This is a genomic window from Leucobacter celer subsp. astrifaciens (assembly GCF_001273835.1).
Taxonomy (GTDB): Bacteria; Actinomycetota; Actinomycetes; order Actinomycetales; family Microbacteriaceae; genus Leucobacter; species Leucobacter celer.
This window is the reverse complement of record NZ_JHEI01000136.1, coordinates 501,209-525,569: the sequence shown is the minus strand read 5'-3', so window position 1 is coordinate 525,569 and position 24,361 is coordinate 501,209. Positions and strand designations below refer to the sequence as shown.

The window sequence follows — 24,361 nt, the reverse complement described above, 5'->3', positions numbered from 1 at the left end:
TCGCTTGAGCATCATCATTCGCCGCGGCCAGAGCGAGGACGGGACAGCCGTCTTCGCCCTGGCCCGCCAGTTCACCACTGGTCGTGAGGCCATCGGCCGGGACGAGTTCCTGATCGCCTACGACAACGTCCTGCGTCATCGAGACCAGGAGACGAACGTTCTCTTCGTCGCGGAACTCGACGGTTCGGTCGTCGGCTACTCTCTGATGACGGTGTCGCGGCTGCTGCACGCGCCAGGGCTGACCGCTCACCTGCAGGAGATCGTGGTCGACGAGAGCACCCGGGGGCACGGCGTCGGCGATCGCCTCATGCAGGCGAATGAGCACTACTGCATGGGACGCGGCGTGCGTCAGCTCTCCGCATCCACCGCGCGGATCGGCTCGTTCTACAACCATCGCGGCTTCGAACCTGTCGGCGAGCACTACCGCAAGGTTCTCGACCTGAGGTGAAGCAGTGACCGAACGTCGTGCACGCAGGAGGCCCGGCGAGAATCGCAAGCGCCTGCTGGAGGCCGGACTCATCGAGTTCGGCCTCTTCGGCTTTCATGGCGCCTCCACGGCGGGCATCGCCGCTCGCGCCGGTGTGCCCCAGCCCCACGTCTACGCCAGCTTTGCAACGAAGCAGGAGCTCTTCCTGGCGTGCGTCGAGCTCTCCTGCGCCGGCGTGCGCGATCGCGCGGGTGTCGACGTTCCCCGCTCCCTGCAGCGGATCGTGCTGCAGGCGCTCTCGGCGGTTCGAGATCCGGCGCTGAACGATGCGCTCTCCCGTGAGCTGGGTGGCCTGCGCTCGTGCATCGGTGAGGTGCGATTCGCCGCGCTGCTGAGCGCGGCGGCGGCCGGGCTGCTTGACGACGAAGCCTGAGCCCGGGCGGTCGCGAGGCTGAGCGAGCCTATACCGCGCCTGCGCTGCGCCTCGACCCCGCGTCGACGGCCGCGTCCTCGGCGGCCTCGTCGGGATCCGGCCGCTGCACCGAGCGTCAGCCCGAGGGCCGCGAATGCGCATCGATGCAACGTCTTTCGCGTGCGGCGGCGCAGTGCCCGGCCGAGCAGATAGGCGAGTGGTCCGCCGATGGTCGTCCCGACCGCCGCCGCCGCGACGAGGCCGGCGTAGCCCATGGCGAGGGGGAAGTAGGTGAGGAGGACGGCGAGCGAGGGAGCGGACCCGCCCGTGGATCTACGGCCATAAGGCCATACGGCCACTCTACCTCGGCAATTCGGCTGCACGAACGCGTGAGGCCCCGCAGGAAACAACCTGCGGGGCCTCACGCGAGAGGGGGAGGGATCAGTGACCCTCGTGGTGTCCCTGCTCGATCTCGCCCTTCGTGGGCGGAACGATCCGGTCCTCGAAGAACCAGCGGCTGAAGCCGGCGCGGAGACGCTTCGAGAAGGGGATGCGACCGTCGTCGTTGGGGCGCAGCATGAGCGGAGCGTAGTCGTGGTAGCTGACCAGCTGCCACTGCTCGTACTCGTCGAGCGGCTTGTGCACCTCGACGTACTCGCCACCGGGAAGGCGGACGATGCGGCCGGACTCGTAGCCGTGCAGCGCGATGCTGCGGTCCTTCTTCTGCAGCGCCAGGCAGATGCGCTTTGCGAGCTGGTAAGCGATGATCGGCCCGAGGATGAGTGCGGCCTGGAGCGCGTGGATCACACCCTCCATGGAGAGCTGGAAGTGCGTCGCCATGAGGTCCGAGCTCGCGCCGGCCCACATCACCGCGTAGAAGGTGACGCCTGCGGCGCCGATCGCGGTGCGGGTGGGAGCGTTGCGCGGGCGGTCCAGGATGTGGTGCTCGCGCTTGTCGCCGGTCACCCACGCTTCGATGAAGGGGTAGGCGGCCGCGAGCACCAGGAAGATCCCGATGACGATCAGCGGAAGCAGCATGTTCCAGGACCAGGTGAAGCCGAACCACTCGGTCTCGAGCCCCGGAGGCACCAGACGGAGCATGCCGTCGGCGAAGCCGATGTACCAGTCGGGCTGCGTACCGGCGGAGACGGGGGAGGGGTCGTACGGACCGTAGTTCCAGATCGGGTTGATGCCCACGGTCGAGGCGATCAGCGCGATCACGCCGAAGACGATGAAGAAGAAGCCGCCGGCCTTCGCCGCGTAGACGGGGAGGATCGGGTAGCCGACCACGTTCTGCTGCGTCTTGCCCGGGCCGGGGTACTGCGTGTGCTTGTGGATGACCACGAAGGCGAGGTGCAGCGCCACGAAGAGGATCACGAGCGCGGGCAGCAGCATGATGTGCAGCATGTAGAGGCGTCCGACGATGTCGGTGCCCGGGAACTCGCCGCCGAAGAAGAAGTACGACAGGTAGGTGCCGATCACCGGAATGGCCTTGATGATGCCGTCGATGATGCGGAGGCCGTTACCCGAGAGCACGTCGTCGGGGAGCGAGTAGCCGGTGAAGCCCTCGGCCATCGCCAGGACGAAGAGCACGAAGCCGATCATCCAGTTCAGCTCGCGCGGCTTGCGGAACGCACCGGTGAAGAAGATGCGCAGCATGTGCAGGCCGATCGAGGCGACGAACAGCAGCGCGGCCCAGTGGTGCACGTGGCGCATGAGCAGACCGCCGCGCACCGAGAAGGAGATATCGAGCGTCGACGCCATGGCGACCGACATCTCGAGGCCCTTCATCGGCACGTAGGGGCCGGTGTAGTGCACCTCGGCCATGGAGGCCTGGAAGAAGAGGGTGAGGAAGGTGCCCGACAGCAGGATGACGACGAAGCTGTAGAGCGCCACCTCGCCGAGCAGGAACGACCAGTGGTCGGGGAAGATCTTGCGGCCGAACTCCTTGACGACGCCGCCGATCTTGGTGCGCTCGTCGATGTAGTTCGCGGCCGCAGCCGTGAATCGGCTCGATCCGCTCTGCGCCGATCCGCTCTGCGCGGGGGATTCGGTTACGGTGCTGCTCACTTGAGGCGCTCCCAGAAGCTCGGGCCGACAGGTTCTTGGAAATCACTCTGCGCGACGAGGTAGCCCTCGTCATCGACGGTGATGGGCAGCTGCGGCAGCGGGCGCTTGGCCGGGCCGAAGATGACCTTCGCGTGCTCGGAGACGTCGAACTGCGACTGGTGGCAGGGGCAGAGCAGGTGATGGGTGTGCTGCTCGTAGAGGGCGACCGGGCAGCCGACGTGCGTGCAGACCTTCGAGTAGGCCACGATGCCGTCGTAGGACCAGCTCGCGCGCTCGGGATCCTCCTTGAGCTCCGACTGATCGAGACGCATGAGCAGCACGATGGCCTTGGCCTTGGCGTCGAGCAGGTTCTCGCTGCCACCGCGCTCGTCCAGCGAGAGGCTGTGGAAGTCGTCGTGGTTCAGGTTCTCGGGGATCACGTGGAATGCCGAGCCGATGGTCACCTCGCTGGCCTTGATGGGCACGCCGGAGGGGTCGCGGGCCAGGCGGATGCCCGTGTCCCACATCGTGTGCCTGAGCAGCTCGACCGCGTCGCGGTCCTGCGGGGCCAGGCCGCGCAGCAGCGTGATACCCGGCAGGGGGAACGCGATGAGCGCACCGATGAGGCTGTTGCGCACCAGCGAGCGGCGGGAGAAGCCCGACTCCTCGTCGGCGAGCTTGAAGATCTCGACTGCGCCCTCGCGGGTCGCCTCGTCGCTCGCCACCGGGTGACGCTCGTCGATCGACTCGTGATCGGCCATGAGCGCCTTGCCCCAGTGGACCGCTCCGATGCCGACGGCGAGCAAGGCGAGAGCCATGCCGAGGCCGACGAACAGCGTGTGCAGCCGAATCGCCATGAGATCTCCCGTTTCGATCGGGAAGAACATGTAGGCGAGAACGGCGCCGAGGCTGCCGGCGATCGAGATGTAGAAGAGCGTGTAGACCGTGCGCTCGGCGCGCTTGGCCTTCTTCGGATCGGTATCCGTTACGCGCTTGCGGTGCGGGGGAAGGCCCGGATTCTGCACAGTATCGGACGAGATGACCGCGGTACCTACCGCTGCCTCGACCGCGCCGTGGCCCTGGGCGGCGACAACGGCGCCATCGACGCCGTTGTTCTTCGCTTCCTCTGCCATGTTGCTCCTTGACTCCTGACTCATGAACTCGTTGCGCGTCGTCGGACTAGTTCGACTTCGCGGTGACCCAGACGGTGAGGCCCACGATGGCGCCCAGACCGATCACCCAGATGAATAGACCCTCGGCCACGGGGCCGATCGATCCGAGGGTGAGCCCGCCGACGGCCGGCTTCTCCTCGATGTACTTGAGGTACGAGATGATGTCCGACTTCTCCTGCGGAGTGATGTTGGCATCGCTGAACACCGGCATGTTCTGGGGGCCGGTGATCATGGCCTCGTACACGTGGGTGGGAGCGACGCCCGTCAGCTTGGGGGCGAACTTGCCCTCGGTGAGGGCACCGCCTGCCGCCGCGACGTTGTGGCACATCGCGCAGTTGATGCGGAACAGCGTGCCGCCGTTCGCGACGTCGCCGTCGCCCTGGAGGTAGCGCGTGTCGGGCAGTGCCGGCCCCGGCGCGAGGGAGGCGACGTAGGCCGCCATCTGCAGCGTCTGATCCTCGGTGAACTGCTTCGGCTTCACCATGCCCTGGGGGCCCTGGAAGGCGAGGGGCATACGACCGGTGCCGACCTGGAAGTTGACCGAGGCCGCGCCCGCGCCGATGAGCGAGGGGCCGTCGGGGGTGCCCTGGGCACCGGCTCCGTGGCAGGTGGCGCAGTTGGCGCCGAACAGCTTCTCGCCGGCCTCGATGGTGGCGGGCGACTCGAGGTCGATCTCAGCGGTCGCGGAGGTCTGGCTGAATCCCGTGTAAGCGGCACCGGTGACGAGCAGGCCGACCGCAACGAGGGCTGCGGTGGCAAGCGGGTGCCGGCGGCCGGACTTGCGAACGTTCTTCTTGGCGCGAGCCATGTTCTCGATTACTCCTGACCCTACTTGAGGACGTAGATGACGATGAAGAGGATGATCCACACGATGTCGACGAAGTGCCAGTAGTACGACACGACGACCGCGGTGGTCTCCTCCTTGTGCGTGAAGTTCTTGACCGCGTAGATGCGACCGATGACCAGCAGGAAGGCGACGAGTCCGAGCGACACGTGGATGCCGTGGAAGCCGGTGGTCATGTAGAAGGCCGAGCCGTAGGGATCGGAGGCGAGCGTGATGCCCTCCGAGACGAAGGTCGCGTACTCCCAGGCCTGGCCTGCGACGAAGACGGCGCCCATGAAGAAGGTGAGGTAGAACCACTCGACCGTGCCCCACTTCTTCGGGCTCGCGCCCGTCGCGCGCGGCTGCATCCGCTCGGCGGCGAAGACGCCGGCCTGCGCGGTGAACGAGGAGGCGACCAGGATCAGGGTGTTGATCAGCGCGAAGGTGAAGTTGTGCTTCGCGGTCTGCTCGGCCCACAGCTCGGGGTTCATCGCCCGCAGCGTGAAGTAGATCGCGAAGAGGCCGGCGAAGAACATGACCTCGCTGCCGAGCCACACGATCGTGCCCACGGCGACGAGGTTCGGTCGCTTCACCGAGGGCACGGCTGACTTGGTATTCATAGTGGTCGTTGTCACCCCTCCATTATGGCTGAAAGTTTGGTGTGCGTTTTCACTCGAACCCGGCGCGCCGAACTTTCTGCGAGTTTCCAGCCCAGCTTATCGGGTTCGCGGGCCCCGAAAGTGCGCCCCGGGATACCACAATCATCTGATGAAGTCGATAGAGGGGTGCCTCCGGGACCCCTCCACGGGGCTCTCGGCACGCCTTTTCGGGCGGTGAGCGGGGCCTCGATAGGATTGCCGCATGATCGATGAACGCAGCTGGCCCACGGTGCTCTCGACCCTGCTCGACGGAGAGGATCTGAGCGTGTCGCAGGCCGAATGGGCCATGTCGCGATTCATGACGGGAGAGGCCAGCGGAGCCCAGATCGGCGCCTTCCTGGTGGCGCTGCGTTCGAAGGGCGTGACCGTCGAGGAGGTCATCGGCTTCCGCGATGCGATCCTCGCCGAGGCCGCCCCGATCTCGCTGCCCGCCATGTCGCTCGACATCGTGGGGACGGGGGGCGACCGCTTCGGCACGGTCAACGTGTCGACCATGGCGTCGATCACCGCGGCAGCCGCCGGGGCTCCGGTGGTGAAGCACGGCAATCGCGCGGCGAGCAGTCTCTCCGGCTCCTCCGACGTGCTGACCGCGCTCGGCATCGACCTCTCCCTCGACGCGGATCAGCTCGCGCGCGGCTTCGAGGACGCCGGTATCGCGTTCGTGCACGCGGCGCGCTTCCTGCCCGGGTTCCGGCACGTCGCCCCGGCGCGCGCCGAGCTCGGGATCCCGACCGTCTTCAACTTCCTCGGCCCCCTGTGCAACCCGGTGCGGCCCGAGGCCTCCGCGGTCGGAGTCGCCGACATCGACCGGGTTCCGATCTTCGTGGGCGTGTTCCGGCTGCGCGGTGCCTCCGCGCTGGTGTTCCGCGGTGACGACGGGCTCGACGAGCTCACCACCACGGGGCACTCGCGGCTCTGGGAGGTGAGCCGCGGCGGGCTCACGGAGCACGACATCGATCCGCGCGAGCTCGGGATTCCGCGGGCTTCGATCTCGGATCTCGTCGGCGGGACGCCGGAGGAGAACGCCGCGGTGGTGCACCGGGTGTTCTCGGGAGAACGCGGCGCGGTGCGCGACATCGTGCTGCTCAACGCCGCAGCGGGGCTCGTCGCCTTCGACCTGGCCCAGCTTCCCGAGACGGCCGAGCGCGCGCTGCTCGAGCGACTCGCGGAGAAGCTGCGCATCGCCGAGGACGCGATCGATTCGGGCCGGGCCGCTGCGAAGCTCGCCGACTGGGCGCGCGCGACCACCGAGGCCGCCGCCCGCTGAGCCGCTGAGCGGCGCGGGTGAGTGCGCGCCGAGCGGCGCTCAGCCGCCGCGGGCGGCGCAGGAGCGGGCGTCGTACGCTAGGCGGTCGGTCGGGACGGCGTGGCCGAGACGGCGTCGGTGCTCGTCGCCGAGGCCGCGCGATCCTTGCGCATGTAGTCGGTGAAGAAGGGCATCGGGTCGACCGGCTCGTCATTCACGCGGATGGCCAGGTGCAGGTGGGGGCCGAACGACATGCCGGTGTTGCCGACGGTGCCGACCTGATCGCCCATCTGCACGGTGTCGCCCACCGCGAAGGAGTGCGACTCCATCTCCATGTGGCAGTAGCGGCTCGTCACCTCGTCGCCGTCGAGCTCGTGCTCGAGCTTGAGGCCGAAGCCGCAGCCGTCGCTCGCGAAGCCGGCCTCGAGCACGGTGCCGTCCGCGATCGCCTGGATGGGCGTGCCGGCCGCCGCGGCGAAGTCCTGCGCATCGTGGAACTGCTCGACGGGTGCGGTGCGGTAGCCGAAGCCGTCGGTCAGGGTAACGGCTGAGGCGAAGGGGTAGTTCACGAGCGTATTCGGGTTGAAGACGTAGGCGATCGGAGCGGTGCTGTCGGAGATCGACGCGCTGACGTCGGCGAAGGACGGCGGCATCTCATCGAGGGAGACCTCGGAGAACAGCTGCTGCGATGAGAGCACCGCTCCGGTGCCGGCGGCGACGCTCGCCTGCTCGGTCAGCGGGAGCGCGAGGGTGAGCGTGAGGCCGCAGACGCTCGCCCCGGCCGCGATGCCGGCCAGCCGGCGGCGGATCGGCTTGCGCGCCGCGGAGCGCGACGGCTCTGACGGGATCTCGACCGCCGGGACATGCTCGACGAAGGGCACGCGGATCGAGCCGGTCTCGGAGGGGACCCGGGTCGAGTCCGTCTCGGAGGGGACCCGGATCGGGCCCGTCTCGGGCTGCGAGGCGCGGGCCTCGCGCAGCGAGCGACGCGATGGATAGACGCGCTCGTCTGTCGCGGGTGTGGAGGTGGGCATGCAGTCTTTCGAAGTTCGGGGGCGCCGGGATCTCGACGCAAAAGATAACGAACAGATTACAACGTCGGGCTGAGAAGCGCCAGCGCGAGAGTGTTCAGCGCTGCTCCGGGCCGCCGGGATCGGCGTCGGTCTCCTTCGGAGCCGGGGGATCGACGCGTTCGCCCACGGTCAGCGAGGCCTCCCCGGAGGCAGTGTGATCCGGTCGTTCCGGCCCGGGCTTCTCGATGCGCGCGGGATCCAGCGTGCGCCGCACATCGGCCCCGGTGACCTGCTGGATCGGCCCGGTCGTCGCGTCGACGTACCACTCGGTCAGGGCGGGATCCGCGCTGTCGAAGTCCGCGCCCGCGCCCTCGTCGGCCGGAACCTCGCTCGTACCGAAGACGAAGTCGTCGCCGTACTCGTCGATGCCGCGCCGCACGCCCTGGGCGATCGCCGCCTGGGCGTACTTGCGACGGATGATGTACGGGTCGGTGCGCAGATCCTTCGCCCAGGCGATCATGATCCCGATCACGACGAACGCGAAGGGCAGGGCCGACACCACCATGAGCGACTGCAGGCCCGAGAGGGTGTTCCGGCCGCCCGCGAGCAGAAGCGCGACCGCGATCAGTGCCAGCAGCAGGCCCCAGACGATGGTGACCCACTTCGAGGGTTCGGGGCGTCCGCCCTGCGACATCGAGGCCATGACGATGGAGGCCGAGTCCGCGGCCGTGACGAAGAAGACGAGCACGGCGATCATGGCGATGACCGAGGTGATCATGCCGAGGGGGAGCCGCTGCAGCATCTGGAACAGCACCTCCTCGCCGGAGCTGCCGGACTGCAGATCCTCGCCCGCGAGGCTCATGTAGATCGCGGTGCCGCCGTACACGACGAACCAGGCGATCACGATGGCCGAGGGGACCAGCATCACGGTGATGACGAACTCGCGCAGTTTGCGTCCGCGGGAGATCTTCGCGATGAACATGCCGACGAAGGGGGTCCACGATACCCACCAGGCCCAGTAGTAGGTGGTCCAGGTGGCGAGGAACTCCGCCGTGGCCTCGCCCTGGTTGGGGTTGCGCGCGAGCATGAACAGCAGCTGCTGGAAGTATTCGACGACGGCCGAGGGTAGGAAGTTGAGCAGGAAGACGGTCGGGCCGACGATGAGCACGAAGAGCCCGAGGCCTCCGGTGAGCGCCATGTTGAGGTTGGAGAGGCGACGGATGCCGCGCTTCACGCCGGAGACGGCCGAGGCGATGAAGAGCGAGGTGAGGATCGCGATCGCCCCGACGAGGAACGCGTTGCCCATGGGGCCGAGCCCCGTGACGATGCGGAAGCCGCTCTCGATCTGCAGGGCGCCGATGCCGAGCGAGACTGCCGTGCCGAAGAGCGTGACGATGATGGCGAAGATGTCGATGACGCGACCGAGGATCTTGTGGCTGCTGCCGGGGAACACCGGCTCGAACAGCGCTGAGATGAGCGGCGCGCGGCCCCTCCGGTAGGCGCTGTATGCGATCGCTCCGCCCACGAGTGCGTAGAACGCCCAGGCGATCGGCCCCCAGTGCAGGATCGTCTGTGCAAGCGCGGGGAGCGCGGCGGCCGCGGTTCCGCCCTCGGCGGCGATCCCGGGAGCGGGATCGAGGAAATAGGTGAGCGGTTCGAGCGGGCCGTAGAAGAGCAGGCCGATGCCGAGGCCTGCGGCGAAGAGCATGGAGATCCACGAAGCGGTCGAGAACTCGGGCTCCTCGTCATCGGACCCCAGGCGGATGCCTCCGGTGCGACCGAAGCCGACGACCAGCATGAAGAGCGCGACCACGATGGCGAGTGCGCCGAACAGCCAGCCGAAGTTGGCGCTGACCCAGGCGAGCGAGCTCGCGCCGACGGCCGAGAGGTTCTCGGGGGCGACGAAGGCCCACACGATCACGGAGAGAGTCAGGACGACCGTCACGGAGAACACGAGCCAGTTCGTGGGGAAGCGAAGGCCGGTCTGCTCGACGCCGATGCCGGGGATGAGCCCCGGGTGGGGGACCGGAGGCGGGGTCGGCACCGTGATCTTCATGGTGCGCTTGCCTGTGTTGGGCTGTTTGGTCATGGCTCCATCGGTTTCTACCGGACCTGCGCCGTCGCTGCGGCTCGGACCTTTCCACGCTAGTCAGGCGGAGGGGGTGCCGACTCGAGCCCGGGCGCTCGCTCGCTCGAGAACTCTCCAAAAAAGATCATTTGAACAGGGCTTTTTCTCGTTACGTGATCGTGATGCGGCCCTGGCGTGTTGCCGCGAAACCTGCAGCTAAAATGCCGCCCTGCATGCAGACGCCGGCACCTGCTGCGCTATCGTCGCGAGCGGCCCGGAGGGCGGCGGATGGCGGCGGATAGCGGCGGAGGGCGGCGGAGCGATCATCCCGTGGGGGAGTCGCCCGCCTCCCCGGAGTCCCGGATCCAGTCGAGCACGATGCGTGCGACGGGCTCTCCCGAGCTGATGAGCGCCTCGTGCCCGCGATCGGGGATCTGCTGCATCTCGCCGCGGGGGAGCAGCCCGGTGATGCGCACGGCCCAGCCGCGCGGAGAGACCCGGTCCCGACTGCCGCGCAGCACGAGCGCCCGCTGCCGCACGTGCGGCAGGCAATCCTCGACCCGGTGCTCCAGCATCTGCCCCAGCTTCTTCGCGAACCAGCGCGGCCCCGCCTGGAGGTACGTGGTCATGCCGCGCCGGAACACGGACAGGGGCTGCCCCTCGGCTAGATCCTGCAGCATGCGCATCGCCTGCAGCAGTACGTGTCGCTCGGCCGGGTTCACGGACGGCGCGATGAGCACCACGCGCCCCACCAGCCGCGGGTGGCGAACTGCGAGCTCCGCCACGACCTGGGCTCCCATGGAGTGCCCCACGGCGACGATGGGAGCGATGCCCAGCTCCTCGAGCGCCTCGGCGAGCAGATCCGCCGTGGCCGGGATGGAGAGGGGCTCCGCCGGCTCCGGGCAGCCTCCGAACCCGGGGAGGTCGACGGCCACGACATCGGCGTGCGGGGCGATCTCCGAGATGAAGCGATCGTAGACGCTGTGGCCCATGCCGATGCCGTGCACGAGCAGGATCCTGGGGGCCGCGGGTCGAGCCCAGCGGAAGAAGCGCAGCTCGTAGTCTCCGCGCCGCACGTCGACCTCATCGGCTCGGGGGAGCGGGCGATCCGATCCCTCCTCGGCCGTCGTGGAGCCGGTTTCCGCCGCTGTCATGCGCGAGCCGCGCGGATGAAGCGGGTGATCAGCTCGGTGTCCTTCACTCCCGGGGCCCGCTCGACGCCGCTGGAGACGTCCACGCCCCAGGGGCGGGTCGCGGCGATCGCGGCGGAGACGTTCTGCGGATCGAGTCCGCCGGCGAGGAGCCAGCCGTCGCCGAGGCGCCTGCGAGCCGGGCCGGCCGGGCCGAGGAGCGAGAGATCCCACGTTTCGCCGGAGCCGGGCACGGCCCCGTCGACCAGCAGACGCTCCTCGCCGCACTCGCCCGCGCGCAGATCGGGGTGGCGTGCGAGCGAGGTCGCGCGCCACAGGCGGGGGATCAGGCGCCCGGCCGCCTCGAAGTCGTCGGCCGTGTAGGAGCCGTGCAGCTGCAGCACGTCGAAGCCGAGCGCTCGCGCCGTCTCCGCGGCCTCGCGCGCGGGCATGCGGTTGACGACGAGCACGGTATCGATGCGCGCCGCACCGGCTCCGGGATCCTGCTCGCGCACCGCCGATACCACCTCGACAGCCTGCTCCGGCGTCGCGTGCCGCGGGCTCCGCGGGCTCATGACCACCCCGACCGCGTCGGCCCCGCTCGACACGGCGTGCTTCGCCGATCCGGCGTCGCACAGGCCGCAGATCTTGACGTACATGCGTCCAGTCTAGGGCTGTGGATCCGGCCGGCGGCGATCGCCGCGGTGCTCGGAGGGCCCGGCGGGCCGACGCGAACGGGCAGCGGACCGGCCGCGGATCGATACGACGACGTTGCCGAGGACGATCAGCCCGACTCCCGCCCATTCGACGGCCTCGAGCGCCTGGTGCAGCACGAGCCACCCGATCAGCGCTGCGAAGAGCGGATTCACGCTCGTGAGCGTCCCGAACAGCGCGGCCGGGATCCGGCGCAGTACCAGCAGGTCGACGGCGTACGGAATAGTGGAGGCCAGGATGCCGCAGGCGGCGGCGAGGAGCAGGGCCTGGAGCGTCGGCGGGTGGATCAGGAACCAGGCGACGCCGATCGGCAGCCACAGTCCCGCGGTCACCGCACTGGCGGCGGCCGTGCCCTGCAGGCCCGGCAGGCGCTGCCCGACGCTCCGGTTGAGCAGGATGTAGGCGGCCCAGGCTCCCGCTGCGATGAGCGCGAGGGCGACGCCCAGCACATCGGTGCTCGGTCCGGCCCCGGTCAGCAGGAGGACCCCGAGGCCCGCGAGTGCCGCGCAGCCGATATCGACGACGCGTCGCGATCCTGCGATCGCAACGGCGAGGGGGCCGATGAACTCCAAGGTCACGGCCAGGCCGAGTCCGATCCGTTCGATCGCGGCATAGAGTGCGATGTTCATCACGCTGAACACCAGGGCCAGGCCGAGGATCGGCAGCCACTGGTGACGACGGAGCCCGCGGAGGCGGGGTCGTACGATCAGGGACAGGACGAGGGCGGTGACGAGCTGGCGCACTGCCACGACACCGACGGGGCCGATCGCGGGGAACGCCAGGGCTCCGAGCGCGGCGCCGGTCTGATTGGACGCCGCACCCGCGAGCATCATGGCGATGCCGGAGGCCCGCCGGCGGGGACTCGCGGTGCTCGCCGCGAGCACGTCGGGGGCGGCAGGGCTGATCTCCGGGGAGTGCCGCTGAGCGATCGAGCGAGTGTCGTCCATGCTCTCAACGGTAGGGATCCGGGTGCCTGATCGCCTAGTGCATGTTTCGGTAATGCCATACCCTGAGGTTATGGATTGGACGCTGCGGGAGCTTCGGGTGTTCGTCGTCGCCACGGAGACCGGGTCGTTCACCGAGGCCGCGGGGGAGCTGCACGTCTCCCAGGCCTCCGTGTCGCGCACGATCGCCGCGCTCGAGCGGGGCGTGGGGGAGCGCCTGCTGCGCCGGATCCCACGCGGCTGCGAGCCGACGAGCCTGGGGTGGCAGGTGCTGCCGCACGCACGCCGGGTATTGGCGGAGGCCGATCGATTCGGCGAATTCCTGCAGACCAGGCACGGCAGACTCCGACTCGGCTACGCCTGGGCCGCGCTGGGGAGTCGCACGCGGCCGCTGCAGCGGCAGTGGGGCGAGGATCACGAGTCGATCGACCTGCAACTCGTGCGGCACAACTCGCCGACGGCGGGCCTGGCGGAGGGGTTGTGCGACGTCGCCATCGTGCGGCGCGCCGTCGAGGATCGCCGTTTCGAGTCCGTCGTCGTCGGCCTGGAGCATCGTCTGGTGGCGTTCACCGCCGACGACGCCCAGTGGGCGCGCCGACGGCGCCTGAGCATGGCCGAGATCGCCGAGCGCACGGTCGTGATCGATCCGCGCGCGGGCACGACGAGCGAGGCCCTGTGGCACGGGGCCGCGCGGACACCGCGGTTCATCGAGGCCACCGATGTCGATGGCTGGCTCGACACGATCGCGGCCGGTCGGGGTGTGGGGACCACTGCGGCGGCCACCGCGGATCATCACCCGCGCCCGGGCATCAAGTACCGGCCGGTCACGGACGGCCCGCGCATTCCGGTGCGGCTGGCCTGGTGGCGCGACGCAGCTCCCAGCGGACTCGCCGAGCTCATCGACGCGGTGACGCGGCTCTACAGTGATCCGGCTCCGCAGTGACCCGTCGAGCGACCGCCCAGCGATGGCGGCCGTGACAAGGACACTTGACACGGCGATCCGAGCTTCTTACGATGTAAAGCGTACTTGACTCGATGGGGGATATCGTGGACGCATCGCAGAGCGGACAATCGCAGAGCGGACAGGGGAGACAGGGGAGCGCGCCCTACCGGGCGGAGCTGAAGGCGACCGGAAAACTGGCGATCTGGTGCATTGCCTGGGTCGCGACGCTGGCGCTGGCAAGATTCGGCCCCGGCATCTGGGGGGAGTCGCAGCACGCGATCACCTGGGCGGCGGTCGGGCTGAATCTGATCGCGGGAATCGGGTGGATCGTCGCGTTTGCGCACGTTCTGCGGACGATCGACGAACTTCAGCGCAAGATCCTGCAGGACGCGCTCATTGCGGCCCTCGGGGCGGGGTTCGTTCTCGGCTTCGGCTTCGTCGTGGCCGAAGCGGGCGGCCTCATTCCGATTCAGGTCGACTTCGCGATGCTCCCGGTCGCCATGGCGGTCGTCTATATGATCGCCTTCGTCGCCGGGAAGATCAGATACCGATGAAGAATCGACTCCAGGAGCTTCGCGCCGAGCGCGCGTGGACGCAGGCCGAAGTCGCGCAGCGGCTGGGGGTGTCGCGGCAGACGATCAACGCGATCGAGACGGGCAAGTTCGACCCCAGTCTTCCCGTCGCGTTCCGGCTCGCCCGCCTGTTCGAACTGACGATCGAGCAGATCTTCTCCGACGAGCCCTGAGTGCCCGACAGCGGTTCATCGCTCGTAGCGCCCGGATGCGAGTGCGCGCTCCCGCTTCTTGGCTGCTTCCTCCTCGCGGTTCTTCGGGGGAACCGTCGCGACGAGGCTGTCGAGCAGGCGCTGGGTCGCGCGGGCGACTTCGCCCACAGCCAGATCGAACGCCTCGAGATTCGCCTTCGACGGCCTCGTCGTCCCGGCGATCTTTCGCACGTACTGCAGCGCTGCGGCTTGAACCTCGTCCGTCGTCGCCGCCGGTTCGAAGTTGTGGAGGGTGTGGATGCTTCGGCACATGCTTCCACGGTACGCCCGAGAAGGGAATCGGAGGAGTGGGAGTTTCGGGCGGTGGGGGTGTTCTGGGCCGATCGCGCTTCCCTAAACTGACATAATATAGATTATCATGCAAAGCGAGCGAGGTGGGAGGAGACCCGCGCGCTCGGCGCCGCGGCGGGATGACGGGTCGCCTAGAGTGATTCGCATGACGCTCACCCTGCGGCATGGCCGGCGCGAACTCATCCCGGCGCTCGAGCCGCTCTGGAACGCGCTGTTCGAGCATCACCTCTCCGTCGGCGCGGCCGGGCTGCCGACGATCCCGCGTTCCGAGAGCTGGCCGTTGCGCCGCGCGCACTACGAGCGGCTGGCAGCGGAACCTTCCGGAGTGTCGATCTGGCTCGCCGGGGATGTCGACTCCCCTGCGGGATATGCATTGGCCTATGAGGATTATGTCAGCGGCGCGGCCGCGCACGTGCTCGAGACGCTGAGCGTGCTCCCCTCCGCGCGCGGCACGGGTCTCGGGACCCGCCTCATGGACGCGGTTGATGCCGAAGCCCGCTCGCGGGGCATCCGCGTCGGTGCGGTCGACGTGCTGGGTGGAAACGAGCGGGCGCGGGGCCTGTATCTGCGACGAGGGTATCTCCCCCACAGCGAATCCTGGATGCGGTGCAGAATTTCCGAGAGGCGGGAGGATTCCCCCGAACCGGTGGATCTCTCCGCGACGCGTGCGCGAGCGGAAGCACTCGGATTCGGGCTCGAGTTCTCGCCTGGCTCCGATGACACCTGGGTCACCCCCGCCGAGATCGCGGAACTGATCCCGGCCCCCGCGGGCATCTCCTCGCTGACGGCGGGCCTGCGCCTCGAGTAGGACACCGCCGAGGCGCTGATCGGATTGTTCTCAACGCTCGAACGCACGGGTCGTTGGGCGATCCGCTGCGAGATCCCCGCCGCCTCTGATGCGATCGAGCTGCGACGATTCCTCGCGGCCGAGGGGTTCAGGGTGAGTACCGAGCGCCTGCTGCGCCTGGGCTGAGCACACTCCTCAGGAACGCTCGGAGCTCAGCAGGAACAGGGAGCGCGCGGCCAGGGCGCTGACTCCGACTCCCCCGAACTCCCCCGCGCTCAGCATCAGGTCCGCGCTCTCTCGCCAAGCCGCCATCCCTGTGAGCGCGAGTGCGGCCGCCACCATGGTCCAGCCGATCAGCACGAGCCCGATGGACGTCGTTCGGCCGAGCACGGCGAGACCGCGCGCCGTTGCCGGGCGGATGAGGCACGCGAGCGAGAACGCCAGCGTTCCGAGCGCGAGCCCTCCGAACACATCGCTGGGACGGTGCCAACCGTAGGCGAGCAGTTGCCAGCCGGCTGCCGCCAGGAGTGCGGCTCCCCCGAGCGTCACGAAGGAGCGCACGCGCGTGGGCACCGCCCAGATCAGCGCCGCTGTGAGCACCGTGAACACTGTCATATGTCCGCTCGGGAATGTGTTCGGGAGATCGAGCTCGAACAGCTGCGGCCGCGTGAGCAGCTGCTGCTTGAGCAGCTGCGACGCGACGATCGCGAGTGCCGGCACCACGGTCACCACGAGGGCTCGCCGGATCCCGTGCACGAAGAACGCGATGATCCCCACGACCAGCAGTGCGATCGCGACCGACGGGATCGAGACGAGATTGAGTGGCGGCGGCGGGCTGTAGGTGAACTCCGCGGCGTCGAGCACGCTGTTCTCGGCGCGCTGGCCGAGCGCGTTCTGCACGCCGAGCACGTAGGATCCGACCCCTACGACTGCCCAGAAGATCGCGAACCAGAGCGCGCGCAGTCTCCCCGACCGGCCGCTCATGCGTCGCTCCCCCGCGCGCTCCGGCGGTCGGCGGTGCGCACGGCCCACAGCGCCACCGCCGCCGCGGTCGCGACGTTGAGCGAGTCGACGCCGTGCTCCATCGGGATCACCACGGAGCGCGCAGCCGAGGCCAGCGCCTTGCGGCTGAGTCCGGCTCCCTCGGTGCCGAAGAGCAGCGCCAGCCGGTCGGGCAGCTCCTCGACGTACTCGGCGAGATCCTCGGCGTCGTCGCGCAGTGCGAACGCCGTCAGCTCGTAGCCCTCCTCGCGGAAGAGCGGCCCGGCTTCGCGCCAGTCCGGCAGCCGGGCCCAGGGCACCTGCAGCACGGCGCCCATGCTCACGCGCACGGCACGGCGGTACAGCGGATCCGCGCACGCGGGCGACAGCAGCACCGCATCGGCGCCGAGCGCCGCCACCGAGCGGAAGATCGCGCCGACGTTGGTGTGATCCGCGAGATCCTCGAGCACCACCACGCGCTTCGAAGCGCGCAGCAGTTCGACGGGATCGCGGGGCGCCGGCCGGTGCATCGACGCCAGGGCGCCGCGGTGCAGGTGGAACCCCGTGAGCGCCTCGAGCTGCCCCGACTCCCCCACGTACACGGGCACGTCCGGGTGGGCCTCCAGCAGCGGTTCCACCCGTGGCAGCCACTCCTCGAGCAGCAGTACCGAGCGGGGCCGGTGCCCGGCGCGCAGCGCCCGCTCGATCACCTTCGGAGACTCCGCGAGGTACAGCCCCTCCTCCGGTTCGCGCACCCGCCGCAGCGCAACGTCGGTGAGCTGCGTGTAGTCGGCGAGTGCGGGAGCGGAGAGATCATCGATCCTCTCGAGCCTCACGCGGCCGCCTCGTCCACGGTGCGCCGCGCCTCGGCTGTAACGAACTCGCCGATGAACGCCACCGCATCGGGCACGGTCTCGTAGTGCACCAGGTGCCCGGTATCGGGGATGATGCGCAGCCGGGATCCCGGCACCCGATGGTGCAGCTCCAGCTGCCTGGGGAGCGGCGTGATGTCGTCCCGCTCCCCCGCGATCAGCAGCGTCGGCATGGTGAAGGCGCTCGCGAACTCGGGAACGGTGTGCGACACCGAGGCGCGAAACGCCTGCAGCAGCGTCGAGGGGTCGGAGAACGTGCTGAAGTAGGAGGCGTGCTGGCCGTGGATCCACGAGCGCAGCTCGGGATCGCCGGTCTTCGCCATGACCTCGCTCATCACGCGCACGATCGCGGGATTGCCGAGAAGACCGCGAGCGGCGCGTTCCGGCAGCAGATCCGCGGCGCGGTAGTAGCCGATGGCGAGCTGTGTGAGCACGGCCTGCGGGCCCTGGAGCGCCGGTGCCGAGATCGGATTGATGAGGATCAGCCGGCTCGGCGCCAGGCCGCCGGCGATCGCGGCGCCGACGACGAGCGACCCGAAGGAGTGGCCGAGGATCGCGAAGCCCTGCGGGGCGGCAGCGGCGGCGAACTCGCGCAGCCACTCGCCGTACAGTTCGATGTCGTGCTCACGGCCGGGGATCGCGGGCGTCTCGCCGAAACCGGGCAGATCCGGCACGATCATCCGCGTGCCGGGCAGCGCCTCCGCGAGGCCTCGGGCCAGGCCCTCGAGGCCGTGGTGATCGCCGCGGAATCCGTGCACGAGGATCATGGCGGTGCCGTCGGGCCCGCCGTACTGCCAGGCCCGGGTATCGATCCCGAGCGTCGGCACGGCGAGCACCGTTGGGGATGCGGTGGGAGGCGCGGCGGCCGGAGCGGAGGTCACCCAGCGATCCTAACCGGGCGTCCTGGGCGGCTGCTGCGACGGCGCGCTTCGCGGTGGATTCCGCGTGGCCGTCGGCACTGGCTGTCGGCACTGGTCGGCGGCTGTCGGCGGCACTCGGTAGCATCGTTGCAGACGAAAGGAACCGCCATGAGCATTGTGAGGAAATCCTGGTGACCGATCAACTCCCCCTCTGGGCCTCCGACCTCGCGGTGTTCGACACCGAGACCACCGGGGTCGACACCTCCAGTGCCCGCATCGTGAGTGCGACGATCGCGCTCCTGGGACCCTCGGGAGAGGTGGCGGAGCGCTATGACTGGCTGTTGGATCCCGGCATCGAGATCCCGCTCGCGGCGGTGCAGGTGCACGGCATCTCCACCGAGATCGCGCGCACCAGCGGCATCGAGGCCGCGGTCGGCGTACAGCAGATCGTGACGCAGCTGCTCGAGATGATCGAGCGGGGCTTCCCCGTCGTCGCCTACAACGCGCCCTTCGACCTCAGCCTGCTCGCGGCCGAGGCGGCCAGGCACGGCATCGCCCTGCCGGCCGAGCTCTCCCCCGTCATCGATCCGCTGATCCTCGACAAGCAGTTCGACCGCTACCGCAAGGGCAAGCGCACGCTCGAGGCCGTCGCCGCGCATCACGGGGTCGAGATCGGCAACGCGCACGACGCTGGTGACGACGCCATCGCCGCGGGGAGGGTGCTGCAGCGCATCGCCCGCAAGTACGCCGATGTCATCCCGCAGGAGCTGGAGGAGCTGCACCGGTCGCAGGTGGAGTGGGCCGCCGCGCAGGCGGCGAGCTTCCAGGAGTACATGCGCCGCGTGCGCGACCCCTCCTTCATCGCCGACGGCCGCTGGCCGGTGCGCGCGGGCTGAGCGTCCCCGCGGACAGCGAAAGGGCGGTCGATCCGATTCGGATCGACCGCCCTTTCGCGCTGTGGCGGCTTCGCTTACGCGCCGAAGCCCTTGAAGCGCTGGTTGAACTTCTCGACGCGACCGGCCGAGTCCATGATGCGCTGCTTGCCCGTGTAGAACGGGTGCGAGGCGCTCGAGATCTCGACATCGATGACGGGGTAGGTCTCGCCGTCGAGCTCGATGGTCTTCTCGCTGGTCAGCGTGGAGCGGGTGAGGAACGTCTCTCCCGACGCGAGGTCGCGGAAAACGATGGCGTTGTACTCCGGGTGGATGTCGGTCTTCATGAGTGTTCCTTCAGATTCGTGCCTGGATCGGGCGTGTAACAGCACGCCCAGAGGTCTTTGGAATGGCGCGGGGCTACCCGCACCAAGGATCTATGCTACCACGAGGAAGCCCCGGAGCCGAGGTGTTCGCAGGGGCGTTTCGCTCTACGGCCTGGCGACCGCCGCGTAGCGCCCATCCGAGACCGTCAGGTCGAACGGCATGCCGAAGGTCCCCTCGAGATTTTCCGCGGTGAGGGTCTCCCCGATCGGTCCTGCGGCCTGCACCCGGCCGTCTCGCAGCATGAGCACGTGGGTGAACCCCGGAGGCACCTCTTCGACGTGGTGCGTCACCATGATCATCGCGGGCGAGTACGGCGACTGCGCGAATCCCGAGAGCATCTGCAGCAGCCGCTCGCGGGCGCCGAGATCCAGGCTCGCGCTGGGCTCGTCGAGCAGCAGCAGCTCGGGATCGGTCATCACCGCTCGGGCGATGAGTGCGCGCTTGCGCTCACCGTCGCTGAGCGTGCCGTAGCTGTGGTCGGCGAAGCCGCCCAGATCCCACTCCGCGAGAATGCGTTCGGCCTGGCGCACGTCGACGTCGTCGTAGTGCTCGTTCCAGCGGCCCTCGACGGAGTAGGCCGCGGTGAGGACGAGGTCGCGCACGAGCTCGCCCGCGGGGATGCGTCGGCCCGTGGCCGAGGAGACGAAGCCGATGCGGTTGCGCAGCTCGAAGATGTCGACGCGCCCCAGGCGCTTGTCGAGCACGTCCACGGTGCCGGCGGTCGGGTAGTCGTTCGCGGTGGCGAGCTTCAGCAGGGTGGTCTTGCCGGCGCCGTTCGGGCCGAGGATCACCCACCGCTCGGAGTCCTCCACCGACCAGTCGATTCCATCGAGGATCGAGCGCCCGTCGCGCACATAGGTGACGTCGGAGAGTCGCAGCACATTGACCATGGAGACCAGCTTAACGACTGGCGATACCCCTTCGGGCACGGCACGCTGGTGAGGCCCGCCGCTTCGCAACTCCTAGACTGGAGCGCATGACCGTCTCCCCCCTTGTTGTGCTCGACTGCGATTCCACCACGATCCAGGACGAGGTGATCGAACTGCTGGCGGAGGCGGCCGGCAGCCGCGAGCAGGTGGCCGAGGTCACCGAGCGGGCGATGCGGGGCGAACTCGATTTCGCCGAGAGCCTGCGCGAGCGCGTGGCCACTCTCGCGGGCACCCCCGAGAGCGTATTCCGCGATGCCTACGAGCGGGTGCGGCCCACGCCCGGGATCCACGAGCTGATCGATGCGGTGCACGGACGCGGCGGCAAGGTGGGTGTCGTCTCGGGCGGCTTCCACGAGGTGCTCGACCCGCTGGCCGGGGACCTTCGCCTCGACCTCTGGCGCGCGAACCGGCTCGAGGTGCTGGACGGGGTGCTCACGGGTCGCACCGTCGGCCCGATCATCGACGCGGCCGCCAAGGCGGCGTCGCTGCGGGAATGGGCCGAGGCCACGGGCACACCGCTGTCGGCGACCGTCGCGATCGGCGACGGCGCGAACGATCTCGAGATGATGGCGGTGGCCGCGATCGGCGTCGCCTTCAACGGCAAGCCGCTCGTGCGAGAGCGTGCCGACGTCTCGATCGAGGGGGATCTCTCGCTCGCGATTCCCCTGCTCGAACGCCTGAGCTGAGCTGAGCGAGTCCGGGGCCGGGCCGGGCGCATCAGGCTCGCCGGACTGGCCCGGCTCACCAGGCTCGCCGGACTGGCCCGGCATGCCGACGCGGATGTCGCGTTAGAAGCAGACCTCGGGGTGGTTGTCGCCCCCGAACCGCACGGATCGTCGTCGGCCGGGCGGCTCCGCCTCGCCGAGGCGCTTCGCGCTCCCCTGCTCCGTACGCGCTCCCCGCGGCCGGTCGAGGTACTGTCGGCCGGTCGGGCTGGTCCAGCGGAGCGTTCCACCCGATTCCTGCGCGACCCGCCACTCGCTGTGATGCTTGAGCACGTGGTGCCCGCGGCACAGATGTGCGAGATTGTCGGTCGATGTCGGGCCGCCATGCGCCGCGTCGACCGTGTGGTCGATGTCGCATCGTGATGCGGGGACGCGACAACCGGGAAAGCGGCAGTGCCGGTCCCGCGCGCCGAGCAGGCGCCGCATCTGCTCGCTCGGACGGTAGCGGTCCACGGCGATCACCTCGCCCGTCCCCTGCCGTACCGTCACCCGATCCCACTGCGCGGTCTCGGCTGCGATGCTCCGCGCGACATCGTCTCCGATCGGACCGGAACCGACGAGCTCGCAGATGCCGCGCGAATCGATCGGCACGATCACCTGCACGCGCGCCTGCACCGCTTCCGCCGTCGACCCGGCGAACAGGGTGCGCTCGTCGGCGGAGAGCAGCAGATCCGCGAACGCATCGGCGCGAAGCTGGTCGCGCGAGCGAGCCGCAGGGGCACCCGTGCGAATCACCCGCTCCCCGCGTTCGGCCGCTCGTGCGATACCGGAGAGCCGGTCATGGACCGCATACGCCTCGACCGCGGGAAGACGCGCGATCAGATCCGCCATGCCGTCTTCAGCCTCGACGACGACGACACGGCGCTCGAGCACCGCCTCGCGATGCCGCTCCTCGAGCGGGCGCTCGGCCCACTGCTCGGCGATGCGCCGAGCGATCGGCCGCAAGCGATTCGGCGTCTCCCGTTTCGCGACCGCGAGCACCTCGCGCTCGTAGTTCGCGCGTCGTCGTGCCGGATCCGGTGCATCGCCGGGGCCGATCACGACACCCGCGTCCGCGATCACACGGGTGTGCGCGTATCCGATCTCTCCGCGTTCGAGCGCGGCGAGCGTCGCCGCATACTGGTGACTGAGACGGTGAGCGAGATCCATCTGCACATCGACCTGATGCTCGCTCAGGGCGAACGCCGTTGCGAGCTCCGCCCGCAGCGAGCGGTACGCAAGATCCTGCTTCGCTCCGCTGCGGTTCCCGGGAACACCGTCAAGCCCCGATGCCGTCGGGATGCTCACGCCGAGCACCTGATCCATCGCCGCGGCGATCAACCGCACCCTCGTCGCATCGAGCCCGCGCTGCTGGGACTCCATTCGCTCCAACCAGCACACCATCTCCTCGAGGGGATGCGGATCGGCGTCCCCCGCGGCGCGCGTTCCGTCGGGTGATGCCGGCATCTCGCCGCCGCCGAGCCGCGAGCGGGGAACCGCCCGGAGCTCGGGTTCTGCGCTGCGCTGATCGGCCATGAGCCCATGAGATCACGGACCACTGACATTGTCGGCCGCTCGCGGCTCGGCGGCAGTCCGGACTCAGAAGTTGTTGAGCTGCTCCGTGTCGTCGGGGATCACGCCGTCGCCCCCGAGCGACTCGCCGAGCCGCTTGAGCGCGGTGAGCGCGACGTTCTGCGGCATCGGTCCGTAGGAGATGCGGGCCACGCCGAGCGCCTCGTACTCGGCAGCAGTGAGGGCTCCGGGAAGCCCGATCACGCTCACCCGGCGCTCCCCGATCCCGTCGACCAGCGCGCGCGTCTCGTCGGCGTCGAGCACACCGGGCACGAAGACGCACTGCGCGCCCACGTCGAGATAGGCCCTGCCGCGCTCGATCGCATCGGCGATCGATGCCTCGCGGGGGCGATCGCCGCCCCTCACGATCGCGTCGGTGCGTGCATTGAGCACGAAGGCCACGCCCTCGCGGCGCCCGGCGTCGACCGCGGCGCGCATCACCTCCACGGACTCCTGCAGCGGGCGCAGCTGATCCTCGATGTTCGCGCCGGAGACGCCGACGCCGATGGCCTTCCGCACCGCCTCGCCGGGGTCGCCGAACCCTCCGTCGAGGTCGGCGGTGACCGGAAGATCCGTCACCGCGGAGATGCGTTCGACCGTCGAGAGCATGAGATCGAGCGGGATCCGCTCGCCATCGGGGTAGCCGTGCGAAGCGGCGATGCCGTGGCCGGCCGTCGCGATCGCCCGGCTGCCGGGCAGTTCCGCCACGACGCGAGCGCTCGCGGCGTCCCACACGTTGACGACGCGCAGGATCTCGGGCGCCCGGTAGAGCTCGGACAGTGTCTGTGCGTCGACCACGACGCGCGTGTGGGATCGGCGGTGCTCGCTGGTGCTCATGCGCCCAGGCTACGCCGGGCCTCCGGCAAGCGGAAGGCTCTCGCAGGGGCTTGACAGCTCCGGGCGGCCCGTGCGACAGCCGGGGTTCCGTGCGGGGTCAGTGCCCCATGCCCAGACCGCCGTCGACGGGGATCACCGCGCCCGAGATGTAGGCCGCGTCGTCGCCCGCGAGGAACGACGCGGCGCCGGCGATCTCGGCGACCTGCCCGAAGCGATTCGCGGGGATGGACGACAGGTACTGCTGCTGCTGCTCCTCGGGCAGGGCGGCGGTCATATCGGTCTCGATGAAGCCGGGGGCGATCACGTTGGCGGTGATGTTGCGAGCGCCGAGCTCGCGGGTGAGCGAGCGGGCGAAACCGACGAGCGCGGCCTTCGACGAGGAGTAGTTGATCTGACCGGGCGAGCCGTACAGGCCTACGACGGAGGAGATCAGGATGACCCGGCCGAAGCGGCCCTTGAGCAGGCCCTTGGCCGCTCGCTTCACGACGCGGAAGGTGCCGGTGAGGTTCGTGTCGATGACGCTGGTGAACTCCTCCTCCGTCATGCGCAGCAGCAGCGTGTCCTTGGTGATGCCGGCGTTGGCGACGACCACCTCGACCGGACCGAGCTGAGCCTCGATCTCGGTGAAGGCCGCGTCGATGGAGGCCGCGTCGGTCATCTCCGCGCGCACGGTCAGCGATCCCTCGGGCCCCTCCCCGGAGCGGGCGGTGACGGCGACGCGATGACCGTCGGCGATCATGCGCTCGGCGATGGCGTAACCGATGCCGCGGTTGCCTCCGGTGACGAGAACGGTACGCGAGGTGGTCATGGGGGTCCTTCCGTCGAAACAGCTGGGATCCACCCTATGCGACGTCGGAGCGCCGAACGGGCTGACGCGCGGTGCGG

28 protein-coding genes are annotated in these 24,361 nt (G+C 69.3%); 10 read left to right on the top strand and 18 right to left on the bottom strand.

Annotated elements, in window-relative coordinates:
• Positions 1–4: 4 nt before the first annotated feature.
• Positions 5–448 (top strand): GNAT family N-acetyltransferase, encoded by a 444-nt coding sequence (locus AMS65_RS10620; RefSeq protein WP_053384096.1) that lies wholly within the window; start codon positions 5–7, stop codon positions 446–448.
• A 4-nt stretch (positions 449–452) separates the two neighbouring features.
• The gene (locus tag AMS65_RS10615) at positions 453–860 is read left to right on the top strand and encodes a TetR/AcrR family transcriptional regulator (RefSeq protein ID WP_053384095.1); all 408 of its coding nucleotides are present in this window, start codon (positions 453–455) and stop codon (positions 858–860) included.
• A gap of 420 nt (positions 861–1,280) precedes the next feature.
• Here AMS65_RS10615 and qcrB read toward each other — a convergent pair whose 3' ends face one another.
• Genes qcrB through ctaE form a run of 4 tightly spaced genes read right to left on the bottom strand, consistent with a single transcriptional unit; the run spans position 1,281 to position 5,503 of the window.
• A complete protein-coding gene (qcrB, locus tag AMS65_RS10610) occupies positions 1,281–2,909 on the bottom strand; it encodes a cytochrome bc1 complex cytochrome b subunit (RefSeq protein ID WP_053384094.1) in 1,629 nt (542 codons plus the stop codon).
• Positions 2,906–4,021 (bottom strand): cytochrome bc1 complex Rieske iron-sulfur subunit, encoded by a 1,116-nt coding sequence (gene qcrA / locus AMS65_RS10605; protein ID WP_053384093.1) that lies wholly within the window; start codon positions 4,019–4,021, stop codon positions 2,906–2,908. The genes qcrB and qcrA overlap by 4 nt, the downstream gene beginning before the upstream one ends.
• Positions 4,022–4,067: 46 nt before the next feature.
• A complete protein-coding gene (gene qcrC / locus AMS65_RS10600) occupies positions 4,068–4,868 on the bottom strand; it encodes a cytochrome bc1 complex diheme cytochrome c subunit (RefSeq protein ID WP_053384092.1) in 801 nt (266 codons plus the stop codon).
• Between the two features lie 20 nt (positions 4,869–4,888).
• Positions 4,889–5,503: an aa3-type cytochrome oxidase subunit III gene (ctaE, locus tag AMS65_RS10595; RefSeq protein ID WP_053384091.1), complete on the bottom strand. Its 615-nt coding sequence runs from the start codon at positions 5,501–5,503 to the stop codon at positions 4,889–4,891.
• A 241-nt stretch (positions 5,504–5,744) separates the two neighbouring features.
• Between ctaE and trpD the strand changes: the two genes are divergently transcribed.
• Positions 5,745–6,809, top strand: a complete 1,065-nt coding sequence (gene trpD / locus AMS65_RS10590) for an anthranilate phosphoribosyltransferase (RefSeq protein ID WP_053384090.1) — start codon at positions 5,745–5,747, stop codon at positions 6,807–6,809.
• A 77-nt stretch (positions 6,810–6,886) separates the two neighbouring features.
• Here trpD and AMS65_RS10585 read toward each other — a convergent pair whose 3' ends face one another.
• The 5 genes from AMS65_RS10585 to AMS65_RS10565 form a co-directional block, all read right to left on the bottom strand.
• Entirely contained in the window at positions 6,887–7,822 is a 936-nt protein-coding gene (locus AMS65_RS10585; protein WP_053384089.1) for a M23 family metallopeptidase, read from the bottom strand.
• A gap of 94 nt (positions 7,823–7,916) precedes the next feature.
• Positions 7,917–9,890, bottom strand: coding sequence for a BCCT family transporter (locus AMS65_RS10580; protein ID WP_083451598.1), 1,974 nt, complete (start codon positions 9,888–9,890; stop codon positions 7,917–7,919).
• A gap of 302 nt (positions 9,891–10,192) precedes the next feature.
• Positions 10,193–11,023, bottom strand: a complete 831-nt coding sequence (locus AMS65_RS10575; protein ID WP_053384088.1) for an alpha/beta fold hydrolase — start codon at positions 11,021–11,023, stop codon at positions 10,193–10,195.
• Entirely contained in the window at positions 11,020–11,658 is a 639-nt protein-coding gene (locus AMS65_RS10570) for a phosphoribosylanthranilate isomerase (protein ID WP_053384087.1), read from the bottom strand. Before AMS65_RS10570 ends, AMS65_RS10575 begins: the two co-directional genes overlap by 4 nt.
• Before the next feature lie 9 nt (positions 11,659–11,667).
• On the bottom strand, positions 11,668–12,660 hold the full coding sequence (locus AMS65_RS10565; RefSeq protein WP_241489413.1) for an EamA family transporter: 993 nt from the start codon (positions 12,658–12,660) through the stop codon (positions 11,668–11,670).
• Positions 12,661–12,730: 70 nt separating this feature from the next.
• On the opposite strand from AMS65_RS10565, the gene AMS65_RS10560 reads away from it, so the two are divergent.
• From AMS65_RS10560 to AMS65_RS10550, 3 genes are all read left to right on the top strand, one after another.
• Positions 12,731–13,600: a LysR family transcriptional regulator gene (locus AMS65_RS10560; protein ID WP_053384086.1), complete on the top strand. Its 870-nt coding sequence runs from the start codon at positions 12,731–12,733 to the stop codon at positions 13,598–13,600.
• 104 nt (positions 13,601–13,704) lie between these two features.
• Complete coding sequence (locus tag AMS65_RS10555; protein WP_157502206.1) at positions 13,705–14,154, top strand: hypothetical protein; 450 nt, start codon at positions 13,705–13,707, stop codon at positions 14,152–14,154.
• Positions 14,151–14,345 carry a helix-turn-helix transcriptional regulator gene (locus AMS65_RS10550; protein WP_053384084.1) on the top strand — a complete coding sequence of 65 codons (195 nt, stop codon included), beginning with the start codon at positions 14,151–14,153 and terminating at the stop codon, positions 14,343–14,345. The genes AMS65_RS10555 and AMS65_RS10550 overlap by 4 nt, the downstream gene beginning before the upstream one ends.
• 15 nt (positions 14,346–14,360) lie before the next feature.
• Here AMS65_RS10550 and AMS65_RS10545 read toward each other — a convergent pair whose 3' ends face one another.
• A complete protein-coding gene (locus tag AMS65_RS10545) occupies positions 14,361–14,636 on the bottom strand; it encodes a DUF2277 domain-containing protein (protein ID WP_053384083.1) in 276 nt (91 codons plus the stop codon).
• A gap of 184 nt (positions 14,637–14,820) precedes the next feature.
• Here AMS65_RS10545 and AMS65_RS10540 point away from each other — a divergent pair, with 184 nt between their 5' ends.
• Both AMS65_RS10540 and AMS65_RS19440 read left to right on the top strand, forming a co-directional pair.
• Positions 14,821–15,483: a GNAT family N-acetyltransferase gene (locus AMS65_RS10540; RefSeq protein ID WP_053384082.1), complete on the top strand. Its 663-nt coding sequence runs from the start codon at positions 14,821–14,823 to the stop codon at positions 15,481–15,483.
• A gap of 24 nt (positions 15,484–15,507) precedes the next feature.
• Complete coding sequence (locus tag AMS65_RS19440) at positions 15,508–15,648, top strand: hypothetical protein (protein WP_157502205.1); 141 nt, start codon at positions 15,508–15,510, stop codon at positions 15,646–15,648.
• 9 nt (positions 15,649–15,657) lie between these two features.
• On the opposite strand, the gene AMS65_RS10535 is transcribed toward AMS65_RS19440, so the two are convergent.
• Genes AMS65_RS10535 through AMS65_RS10525 form a run of 3 tightly spaced genes read right to left on the bottom strand, consistent with a single transcriptional unit; the run spans position 15,658 to position 18,196 of the window.
• Entirely contained in the window at positions 15,658–16,446 is a 789-nt protein-coding gene (locus AMS65_RS10535) for a phosphatase PAP2 family protein (RefSeq protein WP_053384081.1), read from the bottom strand.
• Positions 16,443–17,279, bottom strand: a complete 837-nt coding sequence (locus AMS65_RS10530; protein ID WP_053384080.1) for a TrmH family RNA methyltransferase — start codon at positions 17,277–17,279, stop codon at positions 16,443–16,445. The genes AMS65_RS10535 and AMS65_RS10530 overlap by 4 nt, the downstream gene beginning before the upstream one ends.
• Positions 17,276–18,196, bottom strand: a complete 921-nt coding sequence (locus AMS65_RS10525; RefSeq protein WP_241489412.1) for an alpha/beta fold hydrolase — start codon at positions 18,194–18,196, stop codon at positions 17,276–17,278. The genes AMS65_RS10530 and AMS65_RS10525 overlap by 4 nt, the downstream gene beginning before the upstream one ends.
• Positions 18,197–18,366: 170 nt before the next feature.
• Here AMS65_RS10525 and AMS65_RS10520 point away from each other — a divergent pair, with 170 nt between their 5' ends.
• Positions 18,367–19,071 carry an exonuclease domain-containing protein gene (locus tag AMS65_RS10520; protein WP_053384079.1) on the top strand — a complete coding sequence of 235 codons (705 nt, stop codon included), beginning with the start codon at positions 18,367–18,369 and terminating at the stop codon, positions 19,069–19,071.
• Between the two features lie 74 nt (positions 19,072–19,145).
• Here the strand turns inward: AMS65_RS10520 and AMS65_RS10515 are convergent, their stop codons facing one another.
• Complete coding sequence (locus AMS65_RS10515) at positions 19,146–19,394, bottom strand: type B 50S ribosomal protein L31 (RefSeq protein ID WP_053384078.1); 249 nt, start codon at positions 19,392–19,394, stop codon at positions 19,146–19,148.
• Positions 19,395–19,538: 144 nt separating this feature from the next.
• The gene (locus AMS65_RS10510; RefSeq protein WP_053384077.1) at positions 19,539–20,324 is read right to left on the bottom strand and encodes an ABC transporter ATP-binding protein; all 786 of its coding nucleotides are present in this window, start codon (positions 20,322–20,324) and stop codon (positions 19,539–19,541) included.
• An 86-nt stretch (positions 20,325–20,410) separates the two neighbouring features.
• Here AMS65_RS10510 and serB point away from each other — a divergent pair, with 86 nt between their 5' ends.
• Entirely contained in the window at positions 20,411–21,049 is a 639-nt protein-coding gene (serB, locus tag AMS65_RS10505) for a phosphoserine phosphatase SerB (protein ID WP_053384076.1), read from the top strand.
• 102 nt (positions 21,050–21,151) lie between these two features.
• On the opposite strand, the gene AMS65_RS10500 is transcribed toward serB, so the two are convergent.
• The 3 genes from AMS65_RS10500 to fabG all read right to left on the bottom strand — a co-directional run bounded on the left by AMS65_RS10500 (position 21,152) and on the right by fabG (position 24,284).
• Positions 21,152–22,603, bottom strand: a complete 1,452-nt coding sequence (locus AMS65_RS10500) for an HNH endonuclease signature motif containing protein (protein ID WP_053384075.1) — start codon at positions 22,601–22,603, stop codon at positions 21,152–21,154.
• Between the two features lie 63 nt (positions 22,604–22,666).
• Positions 22,667–23,476, bottom strand: a complete 810-nt coding sequence (locus tag AMS65_RS10495) for an isocitrate lyase/PEP mutase family protein (protein WP_053384074.1) — start codon at positions 23,474–23,476, stop codon at positions 22,667–22,669.
• A gap of 97 nt (positions 23,477–23,573) precedes the next feature.
• Positions 23,574–24,284, bottom strand: a complete 711-nt coding sequence (gene fabG / locus AMS65_RS10490) for a 3-oxoacyl-ACP reductase FabG (protein ID WP_053384073.1) — start codon at positions 24,282–24,284, stop codon at positions 23,574–23,576.
• Positions 24,285–24,361: the final 77 nt, after the last annotated feature.